This window comes from Pseudoxanthomonas yeongjuensis, from assembly GCF_010093345.1.
GTDB classification, from domain to species: domain Bacteria; phylum Pseudomonadota; class Gammaproteobacteria; order Xanthomonadales; family Xanthomonadaceae; genus Pseudoxanthomonas_A; species Pseudoxanthomonas_A yeongjuensis.
This window is the reverse complement of the sequence record NZ_PDWT01000002.1, coordinates 559,507-576,170: the sequence shown is the minus strand read 5'-3', so window position 1 is coordinate 576,170 and position 16,664 is coordinate 559,507. Positions and strand designations below refer to the sequence as shown.

Here is a 16,664-nt window from a genome sequence, read left to right as displayed (position 1 = left end):
GCGAGCGGCTTTTTGTGGGAGCGGCGTAAGCCGCGAGCTTTCCCCCGAACCCGAGGCAGGCAGGAGCAGCGGAAGCGCAAGAGCTCGCGGCTTACGCCCCGGAGGAAGTCCCCTTGGGGGACGCCGCTCCCACTGTCGAACCCCCACGGAGTCGCGCCCTTGAACCAGCAACCCAGCGATCCGATTTCCCCCAGCACCGCGCCCGAAGCCGCGCCGCCTGTCGCCGCGCGCCCGCGCGCATCCACCGCATTGCTGATCCTGGCCACGCTGGCCGTCGGCTACACCCTGTGGGCCGCGCAGGACCTGCTGCTGCCGATCCTGCTGGGCATGTTCCTGGCCCTGGTGGCCAACCCGATCATCCGCCTGCTCAAGCGCCTGTGGGTGCCGCGTTTCATCGGCGCCCTGATCGTGGTGGTGGGCGGCCTGGCCGGCACCGGCGCGCTCGCCAGCCAGCTGATCGTGCCGGCCGGCGACTGGTTCCGCGACGTGCCGCAGGAACTCAAGCAACTGGCACCGAAGCTGCGCCAGCTGGCCAAGCCGATGCAGGACGCCAACCTGGCCGCCGAGAACATCGCCCGCGCCGCCGGCGGCGAAAGCGCCAAGAAAGTGCAGGTCGTGCGTACCCAGGTGGACGACCCGTACAAGGTGCTGACCGCCACGCCGCGGCTGCTGGCTTCGGTACTGGCGGTGGTGCTGCTGACCTTCTTCTTCCTGGTCTACGGCGAGAACCTGCAGCGGCATGCGATCGCGTTGCTGCCCGGGCGGCAGCAGCAGAAGTTCAGCGTGGACCTGATGCATTCCATCGAACGCGAGGTATCGCGCTACGTGCTGACCATCAGCGTGATCAATGCGCTGGTCGGCCTGGTCTACGCTGGGATCCTGTACGCGCTGGATATCCCGCTGCAGGAAGCGCTGCTGTGGGGGACGATGGTGGCGCTGCTCAACTTCGCGCCCTATGTCGGGCCGCTGATCGGCATGGCCCTGATGCTGCTGGTGGGTTTCGTCAGCTACAAGGATCCGTGGCTGTCGGTGCTGCCGGCGATCGTCTATCTGGGACTGCACACGCTGGAAGGCCAGATCGTCACCCCGATCGTGCTCGGCCGGCGCATGGCGCTGTCGCCCCTGATCCTGATCCTGGCGCTGATGCTGTTCGGCTGGCTATGGGGCATCGTCGGCCTGCTGCTGGCGGTGCCGCTGCTGGTCTGCGTGAAGCTGGTGCTGGCACGGCTGGAAGGGATGGAGGGGTGGGCGCGGTTGCTGGAGTGAGGCGGGAGGAGCTAGGAACGAGTGAGGAGGAACGAGAAACGAGGAACGAGGAACGAGGAACGAGAAACGAGGAGTGAGGAGTGAGGAGTGAGGGCGGCCGGAAGCTTGTTTTCTCGTTCCTCGTTCCTCCTCACTCGTTCCTCGCCTCACCGCCCCCAGCTACAATGCACCCCGTGACCTTCCCCGTACGCGCCATCACCCTGGACCTGGACGACACCCTGTGGCCGTTCGCCCCGATCGGGGCGCGCATCGACCAGGTGCTGCACGACTGGATGCTGCGACACAGCCCGGCGACCGCGGTGCGTTACCCGATCGCGGCCATGCGCGTGCTTCGCCAGCAGGTGTTCGAGACCAATCCGCAGCTGGTGCACGACATGTCGGCGCTGCGGCGGCTGACCCTGGAGCAGGCGCTGCGCGGCAGTGGCGCCGATCTCGCGCTGCTGGAGCCGGCCTACGAAGCCTTCTATGCCGAACGCAACCGGGTGGAGTTCTATCCCGACAGCGTCGAGGCGCTGGCGCGGATCGCTGCGCGCCTGCCGGTGGTGGCGCTGAGCAACGGCAACGCCGACCTGCAGCGCATCGGCATCGACCATCATTTCGCCTTCCAGCTGGGTTCGCGCGAACACGGCGCGGCCAAGCCCGAAGCCAGCATCTTCCTGGCGGCATGCGCGCGCCTCGGGCTGGAACCCGGCCTGGTCCTGCACGTGGGCGATCACCACGAGATGGACGTCGCCGGCGCCAGCCGCGCCGGCTTGCGCAGTTGCTGGCTCAACCGCGACGACCAGGCCTGGACCTTGCAGGAACTGCGCCCGGACCTGGAATTCGACTCGCTCGCCGCGTTGGCCGACTGGCTGGACGCGACCCAAACCCAACGCACGGAGCACGCTATCGCATGACCCTGCCCAATGGCTTTACCGACACTTCCGTTTCCGCCCTGCCGCTGCACGTGCTGGAACGCGATGGCTTCGCTGCATGGCGCGAGGCGCTGGCGCCGGCGCTGCAGGCCTGGGTCGATGCGCAGCAGTTCAGCGCCGCGCCCGGCGCGTTGATCCTGCTGCCGGGCGTGCATCCCGATGAGAAGCCGGGCATCGCCGCGGCCGCGATCGGGATCGGCGATCCGCTGGATCCGTATTCCTACGCGCATGCGCCGCACGGGCTGCCGCCAGGCGACTGGGAACTGGCCACCTCACTGGAGGCCGAAGCGCGCAACGCTCTGCAACTGGGCTGGGGTCTGGGCAGTTATCGTTTCAATCGCTACAAGCAGCCGCCGCGCCAACCGGCGCGCCTGTTGCTGCGCGATGCCGATGCCGAAACCATCGACCTGCTCGCCGCCTGCGTGCGCGTGCGCGACCTGGTCAACACCCCGACCGAGCACATGGGCCCGGAACAACTGGAAGCAGTGGCACGGCAAATCGCGGAACAGCAGGGCGCGCAGATCGAGGTGATCGCCGGCGACGAACTGCTGGCGCGGAATTTCCCCGCCATCAATGCGGTCGGCCGCGCCTCGCACCGCGCGCCGCGCCTGATCGCGTTGCAATGGGGCGCGAGCGGACTGCCGCATGTCGCCCTGGTCGGCAAGGGCGTGTGCTTCGACACCGGCGGCCTGGACATCAAGCCGGCCGACGGCATGCGCAACATGAAGAAGGACATGGGCGGCGCCGCGCACGCGCTGGCCCTGGCCGAGCTGGTGATGGCGCGCAAGCTGCCGTTGCGGCTGACCCTGCTGATCCCCGCGGTCGAGAACGCGATCGGTCCCGACGCGTTCCGTCCCGGCGAAGTGATCGCCACGCGCCAGGGCCTGAGCGTGGAAATCGACAACACCGATGCCGAAGGCCGGGTCGTCCTCTGCGACGCGCTGACCTACGCGGGCGAACAGACGCCGGACATCGTCCTGGATTTCGCCACGCTCACCGGCGCGGCGCGCATCGCCCTGGGCCCCGACCTGCCGGCCCTGTTCGCCAACGACGATGCCTTGGCCAACGACTGGATCACGGCCGGCGAACGCACCCGCGATCCGCTGTGGCGCATGCCGTTGTGGCGTCCTTACCTGCGCTACCTCAACAGCGGCATCGCCGACCTGGCCAACGCCGGTTCGCGCATGGCCGGCGCGGTCACCGCCGCGCTGTACCTGGAACGCTTCGTGCCCACGCAACAGAAGTGGGCGCACCTGGACGTGTATGCGTGGAACGACAGCGACCGCCCGGGTCGCCCGCCGGGCGGCGAGGCGATGGCGTTGCGCGCGGCGTTCGAAATGCTGAAGGGGCGATACCCCGCCTGAGCGCGGCACCGTGCTGTTGTGGGAGGGGCTTCAGCCCCGACGCTTTCTTCGAAGAGCGTCGGGGCTGAAGCCCCTCCCACATAGTTTTCGCACTGTTTCCAGCCCCACGGTCTTGCCGGTGGCGGGGGGGTGCTGGCCGCAACCAGCGCGATGGTTCCCATGCTCATTTCGATCTTGCCTCCTCGATGAATGGGCATTGGCCTGTTCCGGATCGCTTCCGGACTTGACAACTCTGCAATCCAGAGTACTCTCACATCCGTCAACCCGGAGCATCGCCATGACCGACCCCGAACAGATCAAGCACGACCTCGACTACATCGCCAGCGCGGTAAGGCGCGAAGATGCGCCGCGTGGCGTCCCGGCGATCTATTTCCTGTGGGCGGCCATCGTCTCGGTCGGCTTCGCCCTGCCCGACTTCGCGCCGGACGCGGCGGGACCTTTCTGGTTCGTCTGCGGCATCGGCGGCGGCCTGCTCAGCTGGTACCTGGGTGCCCGCCACGCGCGCGACCACGGCGTCATCGACAAGGCGCTGGGCCGGCGCTACGGCCTGCACTGGACCATCGGCGGGGTCGGCTTCGTGCTGTGCGTGCTGCCCGCAGCGACCGGCCGGCTCGAGTTCGTCGATGTCGTCGGCAACTACCTGCTGGTGGGCGGACTGGTCTATGCGCTGGCCGGCGTGCACCTGGAGCGGCCGCTGATGTGGAGCGGCCTGGCGATGCTGGGCGGCTACGTGGTGCTGAATGTATTCACCACGTCCTACGTGTGGACGATCACCGGCTTGTTGATCGCACTGTCGCTGATCTGGTCGGGCATCGGCAGCCGCAAGCAGGAATCGGGCGAGTGAAAGCCCTGCAGGGTTTCGACGCTGCACTGGAACACCGGGTCCGCCTGGCGATCAGCGTGCTGCTCGCGCGCCATGGCGAGATCAGCTTCTCGCGCTTCAAGGAACAACTGGAACTGACCGATGGCAACCTGGGCGCGCAACTGCGGCGACTGGAAGACGAGGAATACGTCGCACTGCGTCGCGATTTCGTCGAGCGCAAGCCGGTCACCTGGTACAAGCTCACGGCGAAAGGCCGCAAGGCATTGGACAAGCACCTGCAGGCGCTGCAAGGCATGATCAGCGCCGCGGGCCCGGGCGATTGAGGGTTGCCGCGCCCGAGAAACTGACTTCCGGCAGGTTGGCCTGGGTAACATTGACGGTCACACTCCGCCCCCTGCCCCGTCTGGTTATTCGATGAATACTTCCGCCGACCTGCTCAAAGAACTCCGCATCGACCGCAAGGCGCCGCCATCGGCGCCGAAATCGCGCCGCGGACTGTGGATCGCCGTGGCCGCCGTCCTCGTGCTCGCTTTGTTGGCGATCGTGGGCTGGTTCCTGTTCGGGCGCGACAAGGCCATCGAGGTGCGCACCGCGCCCACCGCCGCCATCGGCGCGGGCACGGCCTCGGCTTCGGTGCTCGACGCCAGCGGTTATGTGGTGGCACGGCGCATGGCGACGGTCTCGGCCAAGATCACCGGCAAGGTCAAGGAAGTGATGATCGAAGAAGGCCAGCGCGTGGAGGAAGGCCAGGTCCTGGCCACGCTGGATCCGATCGACGCCAACGCCGAGCGCTCGCTTTACGCCGCGCAACTGGGCGCGGCACGCAGTGCGGCCAGCGGCACCCAGGCGCAACTGGTGGAAGCCGAAGCCAGCGCCAGGCGTCTGTCCACGCTGGTGCAACAGCAATTGGTTTCCAGGTCGCAGTACGACCAGGCCGTCGCCCAGCGCGATTCGCTGCGCGCGCAATTGCTTACCGCACAGCGCAACGCCAAGGTCGCCGCCGATCGCCTGGCCATCGCCGACAACGGCGTGGACAACACCGTGGTCCGCGCGCCGTTCGCCGGCGTGGTGATCGCCAAGGCGGCGCAGCCGGGCGAAATCATCTCGCCGCTGTCTGCCGGCGGCGGTTTCACCCGTACCGGCATCGGCACCATCGTCGACATGGATTCGCTGGAAGTGGAAGTGGAAGTGGGCGAACAGTTCATCGGCCGCGTGCAACCGAAGATGCCGATCGAGGCGACCCTCAACGCCTACCAGGACTGGAAGATCCCGGGCGAGGTGATCGCCATCATCCCCACCGCCGACCGCAGCAAGGCCACGGTCAAGGTGCGCGTGGCGCTGAACACGAAGGACCCACGCATCGTCCCCGACATGGGGGTGAAGGTCAGCTTCCTGGAAGCGGCCAAACCCGCCGGCGAGCAACCGAAGAACGAGGGCGTGCGCGCGCCGGATGCCGCGATCAGCAACCGCGGCGGCAAGGACTATGCTTTCGTGGTGACCGAGGAGGACACCGTCGAACTGCGCGAACTGCGCCTGGGCCGCGCGATGGGCGATGACCGCCAGGTGCTGCAGGGCCTGTCGCCCGGCGAATCGGTGGTCCTGGACCCGCCGGCGGAACTGAGGGAAGGGGCGAAGGTGAAGCTGGCGGAGGAAGCCGCCGAGTAATTAACCGTGATTTTTCCCGGCGTGTAACGAAACACGCGGGAATCGTTGTCGATTCAGTGGCTGCTCCATCGTCGCTCCAGGACTCATCCCAAGATCTGGAATGATTGAATCACCAGGACGTCATCCCCGCGAAAGCGGGGATCCAGCGACTTCAAGCGCTTTACAAAGCAAAGACACTGGATCCCCGCCTTCGCGGGGACGACGAGCGAAGAACCAGAGCAAGACCAAAAGCAGGATCAAAAGCAAGATCAAATGCACCCCTCCTCAATCCTCCCCTGCGCTGCGCGCAAGGGAGGAGGCAAGACCAGAAGCAGAAGCAACATCAAGATGGATCCCGGCGTTCGCTGGGATGACGGCCGAAACATCCAACCGAGTCGAAGGAAAACGCACATGTCCTCACTGGTCTCCATCCGCAACCTCAGCAAGACCTACCAGCGCGGCCCCGAGAAAGTCGCCGTGCTGCATGGCCTGGACCTCGAGATCCCGCGCGGCGACTTCGTCGCCCTGATGGGTCCGTCGGGCTCGGGCAAGACCACCCTGCTCAACCTCATCGGCGGGCTGGACACGCCCAGCGGCGGCGAGATCGAGATCGAGGGCGAGCGCATCGACAGCTTCAGCGACGGCCAGCTGGCCCACTGGCGCAGCCAGCATGTCGGCTTCGTGTTCCAGTTCTACAACCTGATGCCCACCCTGACCGCGCAGAAGAACGTCGAATTGCCGTTGCTGCTGACCAAGCTCGGCGGCGCGCAGCGCAAGCGCAATGCCGAGATCGCGCTGCAGCTGGTGGGCCTGGCCGACCGCGGCTCGCACCGGCCCAACGAACTGTCCGGCGGCCAGCAGCAACGCGTGGCCATCGCCCGCGCCATCGTTTCCGACCCGACCTTCCTGATCTGCGACGAACCGACCGGCGACCTGGACCGGCACTCGGCCGAGGAAGTGCTGGGCCTGCTGCAGCTGCTGAACAAGGAACACGGCAAGACCATCATCATGGTCACCCACGACCCGAAGGCCGCCGAGTACGCGACCCACACCATCCACCTGGACAAGGGCGAACTGACCGATACACCGGCGGCGCATTGAAGCAAGGAACGAGTAGGTAGGAACGAGGAACGAGTCACTACTCGCTACTCGCTACTCGCTACTCGTTCCTCGTTCCTCTGCCCTCGTTCCTCTGCCCTCGCCCCCCGGAGATCCGCATGAAATATTTCTCCCTGATCTGGTCCGCGCTGTTCCGCAGCAAGACGCGCACCTTCCTGACCCTGCTGTCGGTGGTGGCCGCGTTCCTGCTGTTCGGATTGCTGGACTCGGTGCGCGTAGCCTTCAACAGCGGCGGCAGCGTCGCCGGCGCCGATCGCCTGGTGGTCGCCTCGCGCCTGTCGATCACGCAGATGCTGCCCTACAGCCTGCTGCCGCAGATCCAGTCCACGCCGGGCGTGAAGAAGACCGCGTACGCGGCCTGGTTCGGCGGCATCTACCAGGATCCGAAGAACTTCTTCCCCAACTTCTCGGTCGGCCCCGACTACTTCGAGATGTATCCCGAATACATCATCGATCCGGCCCAGCTGAAGGCCTGGCAGGCCGACCGCACCGGCGCCATCGTCGGCGAAGCGCTGGCCAAGCGCTTCAAGTGGAAGGTCGGCGACACCATCCCGCTGCAGGCCACGATCTTCCCGCAGAAGGACGGCAGCAACGCCTGGCCGCTGAAGCTCAGCGGCACCTTCAAGCTCGCCGACAGCAAGCGCAAGGGCGAAGAGAACCAGCTGGTCTTCCACTGGAAATACTTCGACGAGGCCAACCAGTACACCAGCGGCATGGTCGGCTGGTACATGGTCAAGCTGGACAACGTGGACCACGCCACCCGCGTGGCCAAGGCGATCGATGCGATCTCGCAGAACTCCGACCACGAGACCAAGGCCCAGACCGAGCAGGCCTTCAACCAGTCCTTCGCCAAGCAGTTCGCCGACATCGGCCTGATCGTCACCGCGATCATGGCCGCGGTGTTCTTCACCCTGTTGCTGCTGACCGGCAACACCATGTCGCAGGCGGTGCGCGACCGCATCCCCGAACTGGCGGTACTGAAGACCCTGGGTTTCACCAACGGCACCGTGCTGACCCTGGTACTGGTGGAATCGGTGCTGCTGATCGTGCTCGGCGGGATGATCGGCCTGGGCCTGGCCGCGATCATCATCCCGGTGGTCAGCGCGATGAGCGGCGGCATGTTGAACCTGCCCGGCATCCCCAGGGAAACCTGGCTGGTGGGATTGGCGCTGATGCTGGGCATCGGCCTGGTGGTGGGAGCGTTGCCCGCGATGCGGGCGATGCGCCTGAAGATCGTCGACGCGCTGGCTGGCCGATAAGGAGCACGACATGAAGAACAAATGGCTTTGGAATGCGCTCTCCCTCCTGTTGCTGATCGTGGGCCTGGTGGTCTGGATCATGCTGCCGTGGTACGGCGTGGCCGCAGTGGCGGTAGCGCTCGCACTTTGGCTTTTGCTGACCCGCAGCGGACGGCTCGCGCTGGCCGCCGCGCGCATCGGCATCGCCAGCCTGCCGCAACGCTGGGGCGCCTCGTCGGTCATTATCGTAGGCATCGCCGGCGTGGTCGGCGTGCTGGTGGCGATGCTGGCGATGGGCGAAGGCTTTTCCGCCACGCTCAAGCAGACCGGCAACGACGACACCGCGATCATCCTGCGCGGCGGTTCGCAGGCCGAGACCAACTCGGTCATCACCCGCGACCAGGTGCCGTTGATCGCCACGCTGGCCGGGCTGCGCAAGGACGCCAAGGGCCGCGCGATCATTTCGCCGGAGCTGTCGCAGGTGGTCAACCTGCCGACCGCGAGCAGTGGCGAAGATGCGAATGCGCAGTTCCGCGGCGTCAGCGAGGAGGCCTGGGCGATCCGCCCGCAGATCAGGATCACCGAAGGCCGCAAGTTCAACGTAGGCGTGCGCGAACTGGTGGTCGGCCAGGGCGCGAAGAAGCAGTATCGCGGCCTCGACATCGGCAAGCAGGTCAAGCTCGGCAACCAGGCGTGGACGGTGGTCGGCGTGTTCGCTTCGGGCGACGCGCACGACTCGGAGCTGTGGACGGACATCGAGACCCTGTCCTCGGCCTACGATCGCCGCGCCTACCAGTCGGTGACGGTGGGCGTGAACGGCAAGGCCGGCTTCAAGGAACTGACCGCCGCGCTGGCCGCCGACCCGCGCCTGAAACTGGATGCGTTGACCACCCGCGATTACTACAGCAAGCAATCCGAGGGACTGACCAAGGTGATCAAGGCGCTGGGCACGGTGATCGGCGCGATCATGGCCATCGGCGCGGTGTTCGGCGCGTTGAACACCATGTATGCGGCAGTGGCCGGGCGCGCGCGCGAAATCGCGACCATGCGCGCGATCGGCTTCCGCGGCACCCCGGTGGTGATGGCGGTGATGCTGGAAACCATGCTGCTGGCGTTGCTGGGCGGGGTGCTGGGCGGATTCATCGCCTGGGCCGTCTTCAACGGCTACAGCGTGGCCACGCTGGGCGCGAACTTCAGCCAGGTGGTGTTCCAGTTCAAGGTTTCGCCCGAGCTGCTGTGGAGCGGCCTGAAGTGGGCGCTGGGCATCGGCCTGGTCGGCGGATTGTTCCCGGCGCTGCGTGCGGCGCGCTTGCCGGTGACGGTGGCGCTGCGCGCGACCTGACTGCTATCCGGCGTCCAGGAGCGGATCGAGAAGGCCATCGATGATGGCCTTCTCCACGTCTGCAGGCGTGTCCAGGTCGAACCGGAGCTCAGGCGCCTCGAGAAGATGGATCGCTTCCGCCGGCAGATGCCGCAGCGACGCGCGCAGGCCGCGATCGCCATCGAGATTCCGCGCTTCCCTCAATAACGCCGCAGTCACCACGGCGGGAATGCCGGGCGCATTTCCGTGCGATGTCGCCGAACATCCTGCAGCAGCCGACGCGGCTCCTTCCAGCAATCGTCGCAGATGGTCCTGGTCCAGCGCGGGTTGATCGCAACCCAGGACCAGGCAGGGCGCGTCGCTGGCCGCGAGCGCGGACGCGGCCACGCGCAGGCTGCCGGCGAGGCCCTCCTCCCAGCCCGCGTTGGAAACCGTTTCGAGCTCGAGGCCAGCCACCGCAGCGCGCACCTGGCCGGCATACGCACCGGTCACCAGCAACAACCGCAGCGGACGGGTGGCGGCGGCAAGCCGCACCGCGCGACGCACCAGCGTTTCCCCATCGCGGGTCAGCAGCTGCTTGGCGCGCCCCAGGCGCCGGCTGCCGCCTGCGGCGAGCACGATGGCGACATGCGGATTCTTGATGGTCATTGCGGGAAGCGGTGGACCTGCAATTGCGCTGCGATGCTCAAGGCGATCGCCTCCGGTCCCTGCCCGCCCAGCTTCAGGCCGACCGGCGAATGCAGCCGCGACGATAACGCCTCGCGGGCCGCCGGCGGCAGCACCCGGAACAGATCCTCGCGCCTGCGCACCGGCCCCAGCAGGCCCACGAACGGGATGGCGGACGCGGCCAATTCCAGCAGCGCCTCACGATCCAGTTCGAAATTGTGGTTCATCACCAGGGCGGCATCGAAGGCTTGCGCTCCCGAGTGCGACCGCGCGAATCCCGCCGTGGTTTCCAGGCCGGCGTCGGCGTATTGCGCCTGCGCCAGCCAGCGCGCGCGGCGCTCCACCAGCGTCGTCATCCAGCCCAGGCCGCGCAGCAGCGGCAGCAAGGTCGGCGTTTCCGGTCCCGCGCCGAACACCACCAGTGCCGGCGGCGGCGCGATCTCGATCCGCCACGAATCCTCCGCTGCGCCGGATCCTTCCATTGGCGCGCACTCGATCCGCCAGCGTTGCCGCAGTTCGCCCACTTCGACCTGCAGATCGCCCTGGATAGATAACGACAACCGCAAGGGCCCGCGCCGCTGCAGCCATGCTTCGATCAAGTGCGGCCATCCGGCCAGCGCAGCCAGCGGCAACAACGCAAGATGCAGGCGACCGCGGCAACCGAGCGCGGAACCCGCGATCAGGTCTTCGTCGTCGCGAGTGTCTATGTCCATCCATTGGATGCGCGATTGCGCGGCAGCGATGCGCGCGCGTTTCCCGATCTCCGGTTCCAGGCAGCCGCCACTCAACCAGCCCACTTGTCCCGTATTGGCGCCGAACAAGGCCATCGCGCCGGGCCGGACATAGGTGGAGCCTTCGGTATCGACCACGACCGCCAGCGCAGCCGATTCCCCAAGCTGGTGCGCGGCGGCGGATGTTTCAAGCACGTGACGATGGCTGCCCATTCGGTCAGACGATGGACCAATGCGCGCATGGTTGGCAACCCGCCATGGCAGGAGTAACGTCCGTTCACCCCAGCCAACGCCCGGGAACTCCCATGAAGCTGCACGTCAACGGTACCGAGCGCGAAGTCGCCGCGCCTGCGGATATGCCCCTGCTCTGGGTCCTGCGCGACCTGATGAGCCTCACCGGCACCAAGTTCGGCTGCGGCATCGCCCAGTGCGGCGCCTGCACCGTGCACGTCGACGGCGCGCCGCTGCGTTCGTGCGTCACGCCGGTGTCCGCGGTGGCAGGCAAGAAGATCGCCACCATCGAAGGCCTGTCCGCCGACGGCCGGCATCCGGTGCAGCAGGCCTGGGCGGAACTGGACGTGGTCCAGTGCGGTTACTGCCAGTCGGGACAGATCATGTCCGCGGTGGCGCTGCTGGCGGTGATCCCCAAGCCCACCGATACCGATATCGACCAGGCACTGTCCGGCAACATCTGCCGTTGCGGCACCTATCCGCGCATCCGCGCGGCGGTGCATCGCGCCGCGGAGCTGGGCAAGGGTTGATCCGTTCCATCCGCCGCTGGCGGCCATATTCGAGTTCGACGGAGATCCACCGTGAACGCAGAAACCAATAATTCCCGCCGCCAGTTCCTCAAGGCCGGCGCACTCGTCGGCGGCGGGCTGGTCATCGGCTTCGTCATTCCGGGCGCCAGACGCCTGTCGGCGCAACCGGCGGCGGCCGCCGCCGTCGCCAGCTTCGCGCCCAACGCCTTCCTGCGCATCGGCAACGACGACAGCGTGACCGTGCTGCTGTCGCACTCGGAAATGGGCCAGGGCGTCTGGACCGCGCTGCCGATGCTGATCGCCGAGGAACTGGACGCGGACTGGTCGAAGATCAAGGTGGAGCATGCGCCGGCGGCGCCGGCGTACTTCAGTCCGGTGTTCGGCATGCAGGGCACCGGCGGCTCGACCAGTACCTGGTCCGAATTCGATCGTTACCGGCAAGCCGGCGCCGCGGCGCGCGCGATGCTGTTGCAGGCCGCGGCCGCGCACTTCAAGGTACCGGTCGCGGAAGTCCGCACCGAAAACGGCGAAGCCATCGCCGGCAAGCAACGCGTGCGTTATGGCGCGCTCGCCGACGCCGCCGGCAAGTTGAACGCGCCGGATGCGGCCACGATCACGCTCAAGGATCCCAAGGACTGGAAGATCATCGGCAAGGCGACCAAGCGCCTGGATTCGCCGGAGAAGATCACCGGCCGCGCGCAGTTCGGCATGGACGTGCAGTTCGAGGGCCTGCTGACCGCCGTGGTCGCGCGCTCGCCGGTGTTCGGCGGCAAGGTCAAGTCGTTCGACGCGACCGCAGCAAAAGCAGTCGCCGGCGTGCGCAACGTGGTGCGGATTCCAACGGGCGTGGCGGTGATCGCCGACCATTACTGGGCGGCGAAACAGGGACGCGATGCGTTGAAGGTCGAATGGGACCTGGGGCCGAACGCGGCACTGGACAGCACGACGCTGCGCGCGCAGTTCACCGAGCTTGCCGGCACGCCCGGACTTCCGGCTTCGCAAGCGGGCGACGTCGCTGCCGCACTGGCGAAGGCCGCGAAGACCGTCGAAGCCGAATACGCCCTTCCCTACCTGGCGCATGCGCCGATGGAGCCGCTGAACTGCACGGTGAAGATTTCGCCGGACAAATGCGAGCTGTGGATCGGCACCCAGTTCCAGACGCTGGAACAGAAGACCGCGGCGGAAATCACCGGACTCAAGCCCGAGCAGGTCTTCGTCCACACCGCTTTCCTGGGTGGCGGTTTCGGCCGTCGCGCCAATCCGTCGCCCGACGTCGTGTTCGAAGCCGTGCACATCGCGAAGGCCGCCAACGCGCCGGTGAAAACCGTATGGAGCCGCGAGGACGACGTGCGCGGAGGCTTCTACCGCCCCGCGTTCGTGCACAAGGCGAAAGTGGGGCTGGATGCGGACGGCAAGCCGATCGCGTGGCAGCACGTGATCGCCGGCCAGTCGATCATCGCCGGCACGTTCTTCGAACCGATGATGGTCAAGAACGGCATCGACGCAACGTCGACCGAAGGCGTCGCCGATTCTCCCTACCTCAAGGACGTCCCCGACCATCGCGTCGGCCTGCATTCGCCGAGACCCGGCATTCCCGTGCTGTGGTGGCGTTCGGTCGGGCACAGCCACACCGCGTTCGCCATGGAAAGCCTGGTCGACGAGCTTGCGCATGCGGCCGGCAAGGATCCGGTGGAATACCGTCGCGGCCTGCTCGCCGATCACACACGCCACCTGGGCGTGTTGAACCTGGTGGCGGAGAAAGCCGGTTGGGGTGGCCCGTTGGAAAAAGGCCGCGCACGCGGGGTGGCCGTGCACGAATCCTTCGGCAGTTTCATCGCACAGGTGGCGGAAGTGTCGGTCGAGAATGGAACGATCCGCGTGCACCGCGTGGTCTGCGCGGTCGACTGCGGGGTGGCCATCAATCCGGCCGGCATCGCCGCGCAGATCGAATCGGGCATCGCCTTCGGCCTCGGCGCCGCGCTGCACAGCCGCATCACCTTCAAGGACGGCCGCGTGCAGGAATCCAACTACCACGACTACCAGGTACTGCGCATGAGCGAGATGCCGGCGGTGGAAGTGCACATCGTGCCGAGCACCGAGAAATCCGGCGGCGTCGGCGAGCCCGGCACCCCGCCGATCGCACCGGCGGTGGCCAATGCCCTGTTCGCGTTGAACGGACAACGCCTGCGCGAACTTCCGTTCCAACTCGCAGCGCAAGCTGCAACCCCGGCCAAGGCTTGAGGAGACGACGATGCGCATCCTGTCCGCCAGCCTTCTTGTCCTTTCCCTCGCCGCCTGCGGCCCACGCGTCAGCCCGGAACAGAAGGCCAAGGCCGTCGAAGCCTTCGCCACGGTCGAAAAAGTCTTCCAGCACCCACGCTGCAGCAACTGCCATATCCCGGGCGATTCACCGTTGCAGTTCGATGCGCAGACGCCGCACCAGATGGGTGTTGTGCGCGGCCCTGAAGGAAAGGGCGCGCTCGGACTGCCCTGCGCGACCTGCCACGCCGAAGCCAACCCGCCGGCCAGTTACGGCCCGCACGCGCCGCCGGGCGCGCCGCACTGGGCGCTGCCGCCGCCGGAACACAAGATGGCGTGGATCGGACTGCCGGCCGCGCAGCTGTGCGCGATGATCAAGAACAGGAAGAGCAACGGCGACCGCGACTTCCCCGCCCTGCTCAAGCACGTCAGCGAAGACAAGCTGGTGTTGTGGGGCTGGGATCCGGGCAATGGGCGCCTGCCGGTGCCGGTAGCGCATGACCAGTTCGTCGCTGCGTTCAAGCTGTGGGCGGATGCCGGCGGTCCCTGCCCCGGCTCGTAGAGCCGAGCTTGCTCGGCTGCTTTTGATTCATCGCGGAGTGCAGCCGAGCAAGCTCGGCTCTACGCATCGAAGGAAGTCCCCTTGGGGGACAAGATCTACTCCAGCCCTTCCGCCACCGGCAGGCACGCCGGCCTGCGCCGCGAACGCCACACGCCGTCGACGGCGAAGATCAGCAGCCCGACCCAGATGAAACCGAAGCCGATCGCGCGTGCGCGGTCGAAGACTTCGCCGAACACCAGCACGCCGATCAGCAACTGCAGGGTCGGCGCGATGTATTGCATGAAGCCGATCACCGAATACGGCACGCGCCGCACCGCGTAGGAAAACCCGATCAGCGGCACCGCGGTCAAGGCGCCGCCGAAAACCAGCAATGCATCGACCTGCCAGCCCCAACTGCCGACGAACCCGCCATTGCCATTCATTTCCACCCACGCCAATGCGGCCACTGCGGGCAGGAACAGGTACAGGCTTTCGATCGCCAGCCCGGGGATCGAATCGACCACCGCCAGCTTGCGGATGAAGCCGTAGAAGCCGAACGAGGCGGCCAGCGACAGCGCGATCCACGGGAAGCTGCCGTAGTTGAAGGTCAGCCACAGCACACCCGCGGCGGCCACCGCCACGGCCAGCCATTGCGCCAGCGACAGGCGTTCGCGCAGCAGCAACACGCCCAGGACCACGTTGAGCAGCGGATTGATGAAATAGCCCAGGCTGGTTTCCACCACATGGCCGGCATTGACCGCCCAGATGTACAGGCCCCAGTTGAAGGCGATCAGCACCCCGCTGAGGGCCAGCATCCACGCCACGCGCGGCTGCGCCACGGCCTTGCGCAGCCAGTGCAGGCCCTGGGTCAGGCACAGGCCGCCGACCACCAGCAGGGCGCTCCACACGATCCGGTGCATCACGATCTGCAGCGACGGCACTGTCTTCAGCAGGTGCCAGTACAACGGCATCAGGCCCCAGATCACGAACGAGCCGGCGGCCATCCACAGGCCGCCGCGGTCGAGCCGTGCGGTCGTCATGAAGTCGCCTCCGCTGCGGCCTTCGGCGCGCGCCCCTTGCCCAGGGTGATCGCGATCACGCCGAGCAGGATCACCGCCATCGCGCCCAGATCGTGCGAGGTGAAGTGTTCCGCCGCCAGCCACGCGCCCAGCATCACCGCGATCGCCGGATTGATGTAGGCGTAGCTGCCGGCCAGGGTCGGGCGCACATGGTGCAGCAGCCAGACATAGGCGGTGAAGCCGATGATCGAACCGAAGGGGATCAGATAGGCCACGGCAAGCGTGCCCTTCAGCGTCGGCAGCGCGGCGAAGCTTTCGCCGGTGGCGAAGCCCGCGACCAGCATCATCACGCCGCCGGTGATCATCTGCCCGGCCGCGGACATGAAGGGCGTGGGCAGGTCGCGACCCTTGCTCCAGATCGAACCGAACGCCCAGGCGATCGGTGCGATCAGCAGCGCCACCAGCCCGGCCGGGCTGGCCGACAACGTGCTGCCGGCGTTGAGCCAGAGCACGCCGACGAAACCGATGCCGATGCCGACCCATTCCAGCCCGCTGGGGCGCTGCCCGCGCGCCAGCGAGAACAGGCCCATCCACAGCGGCGTCGAGGCGACCGCCACCGCGGCCAGGCCCGAGGACACCCATTGTTCGGCGATACTGACCATGCCGTTGCCCAGGACCATCATCAACAGGCCCATCAAGGCCAGGTTTTTCCATTGCCCGCGCGTCGGCGCGGATTCGCCGCGCCTGCGCAGGACCAGGTACATCATCGAACCGGCCAGCAGGAAGCGGCCGCCGGCCATCAGCAGCGGCGGATAGCCGCCCTCCAGGGCGAAGCGGATGCCGAGGTAGGTGGAACCCCAGATCAGGTAGACGGCAGCGAGGGCAACGACGACGGACAGGCCGCGCGCCGGGGCGGCCACAGGGGAAATGGGGGAGGTCATGGGGATACCCGACAGTCAGGGCGTCATTGTAACCCCGCGTCTGCCGCGCAGCCGGCT

Annotated in this window: 16 protein-coding genes; 12 read left to right on the top strand and 4 right to left on the bottom strand. The window is 67.0% G+C overall.

The window, feature by feature from the left end:
* The first annotated feature begins 159 nt into the window (after positions 1-159).
* The 9 genes from CSC74_RS09610 (at position 160) to CSC74_RS09570 (ending at position 9,710) form a co-directional block, all read left to right on the top strand.
* Positions 160-1,266 carry an AI-2E family transporter gene (locus CSC74_RS09610; protein ID WP_425501449.1) on the top strand — a complete coding sequence of 369 codons (1,107 nt, stop codon included), beginning with the start codon at positions 160-162 and terminating at the stop codon, positions 1,264-1,266.
* 173 nt (positions 1,267-1,439) lie between these two features.
* On the top strand, positions 1,440-2,162 hold the full coding sequence (locus tag CSC74_RS09605; RefSeq protein WP_162314215.1) for an HAD family hydrolase: 723 nt from the start codon (positions 1,440-1,442) through the stop codon (positions 2,160-2,162).
* The gene (locus CSC74_RS09600; RefSeq protein ID WP_162314214.1) at positions 2,159-3,544 is read left to right on the top strand and encodes a leucyl aminopeptidase family protein; all 1,386 of its coding nucleotides are present in this window, start codon (positions 2,159-2,161) and stop codon (positions 3,542-3,544) included. The genes CSC74_RS09605 and CSC74_RS09600 overlap by 4 nt, the downstream gene beginning before the upstream one ends.
* A 277-nt stretch (positions 3,545-3,821) precedes the next feature.
* Positions 3,822-4,388 carry a hypothetical protein gene (locus tag CSC74_RS09595; RefSeq protein WP_162314213.1) on the top strand — a complete coding sequence of 189 codons (567 nt, stop codon included), beginning with the start codon at positions 3,822-3,824 and terminating at the stop codon, positions 4,386-4,388.
* Positions 4,385-4,690 carry a transcriptional regulator gene (locus tag CSC74_RS09590; RefSeq protein ID WP_162314212.1) on the top strand — a complete coding sequence of 102 codons (306 nt, stop codon included), beginning with the start codon at positions 4,385-4,387 and terminating at the stop codon, positions 4,688-4,690. Before CSC74_RS09595 ends, CSC74_RS09590 begins: the two co-directional genes overlap by 4 nt.
* Positions 4,691-4,781: 91 nt before the next feature.
* Positions 4,782-6,032, top strand: coding sequence for an efflux RND transporter periplasmic adaptor subunit (locus CSC74_RS09585; protein WP_162314211.1), 1,251 nt, complete (start codon positions 4,782-4,784; stop codon positions 6,030-6,032).
* 390 nt (positions 6,033-6,422) lie between these two features.
* A complete protein-coding gene (locus CSC74_RS09580) occupies positions 6,423-7,112 on the top strand; it encodes an ABC transporter ATP-binding protein (protein ID WP_162314210.1) in 690 nt (229 codons plus the stop codon).
* Between the two features lie 116 nt (positions 7,113-7,228).
* Positions 7,229-8,389 carry an ABC transporter permease gene (locus tag CSC74_RS09575; protein ID WP_162314209.1) on the top strand — a complete coding sequence of 387 codons (1,161 nt, stop codon included), beginning with the start codon at positions 7,229-7,231 and terminating at the stop codon, positions 8,387-8,389.
* Between the two features lie 10 nt (positions 8,390-8,399).
* Positions 8,400-9,710: an ABC transporter permease gene (locus CSC74_RS09570; protein ID WP_162314208.1), complete on the top strand. Its 1,311-nt coding sequence runs from the start codon at positions 8,400-8,402 to the stop codon at positions 9,708-9,710.
* A 3-nt stretch (positions 9,711-9,713) separates the two neighbouring features.
* On the opposite strand, the gene CSC74_RS09565 is transcribed toward CSC74_RS09570, so the two are convergent.
* Both CSC74_RS09565 and CSC74_RS09560 read right to left on the bottom strand, forming a co-directional pair.
* The gene (locus tag CSC74_RS09565) at positions 9,714-10,337 is read right to left on the bottom strand and encodes a nucleotidyltransferase family protein (RefSeq protein ID WP_162314207.1); all 624 of its coding nucleotides are present in this window, start codon (positions 10,335-10,337) and stop codon (positions 9,714-9,716) included.
* Positions 10,334-11,281 carry an XdhC family protein gene (locus CSC74_RS09560; protein ID WP_246193110.1) on the bottom strand — a complete coding sequence of 316 codons (948 nt, stop codon included), beginning with the start codon at positions 11,279-11,281 and terminating at the stop codon, positions 10,334-10,336. Before CSC74_RS09560 ends, CSC74_RS09565 begins: the two co-directional genes overlap by 4 nt.
* Before the next feature lie 110 nt (positions 11,282-11,391).
* Between CSC74_RS09560 and CSC74_RS09555 the strand changes: the two genes are divergently transcribed.
* Genes CSC74_RS09555 through CSC74_RS09545 form a run of 3 tightly spaced genes read left to right on the top strand, consistent with a single transcriptional unit; the run spans position 11,392 to position 14,668 of the window.
* A complete protein-coding gene (locus tag CSC74_RS09555) occupies positions 11,392-11,847 on the top strand; it encodes a (2Fe-2S)-binding protein (protein ID WP_162314205.1) in 456 nt (151 codons plus the stop codon).
* 51 nt (positions 11,848-11,898) lie between these two features.
* Positions 11,899-14,088 (top strand): xanthine dehydrogenase family protein molybdopterin-binding subunit, encoded by a 2,190-nt coding sequence (locus CSC74_RS09550; RefSeq protein ID WP_162314204.1) that lies wholly within the window; start codon positions 11,899-11,901, stop codon positions 14,086-14,088.
* 10 nt (positions 14,089-14,098) lie between these two features.
* Positions 14,099-14,668 (top strand): hypothetical protein, encoded by a 570-nt coding sequence (locus CSC74_RS09545; protein ID WP_162314203.1) that lies wholly within the window; start codon positions 14,099-14,101, stop codon positions 14,666-14,668.
* A 95-nt stretch (positions 14,669-14,763) separates the two neighbouring features.
* Here CSC74_RS09545 and rarD read toward each other — a convergent pair whose 3' ends face one another.
* Both rarD and yedA read right to left on the bottom strand, forming a co-directional pair.
* Positions 14,764-15,687 (bottom strand): EamA family transporter RarD, encoded by a 924-nt coding sequence (gene rarD / locus CSC74_RS09540; RefSeq protein WP_162314202.1) that lies wholly within the window; start codon positions 15,685-15,687, stop codon positions 14,764-14,766.
* Positions 15,684-16,607: a drug/metabolite exporter YedA gene (yedA, locus tag CSC74_RS09535; RefSeq protein ID WP_162314201.1), complete on the bottom strand. Its 924-nt coding sequence runs from the start codon at positions 16,605-16,607 to the stop codon at positions 15,684-15,686. Before yedA ends, rarD begins: the two co-directional genes overlap by 4 nt.
* Positions 16,608-16,664 lie beyond the last annotated feature (57 nt).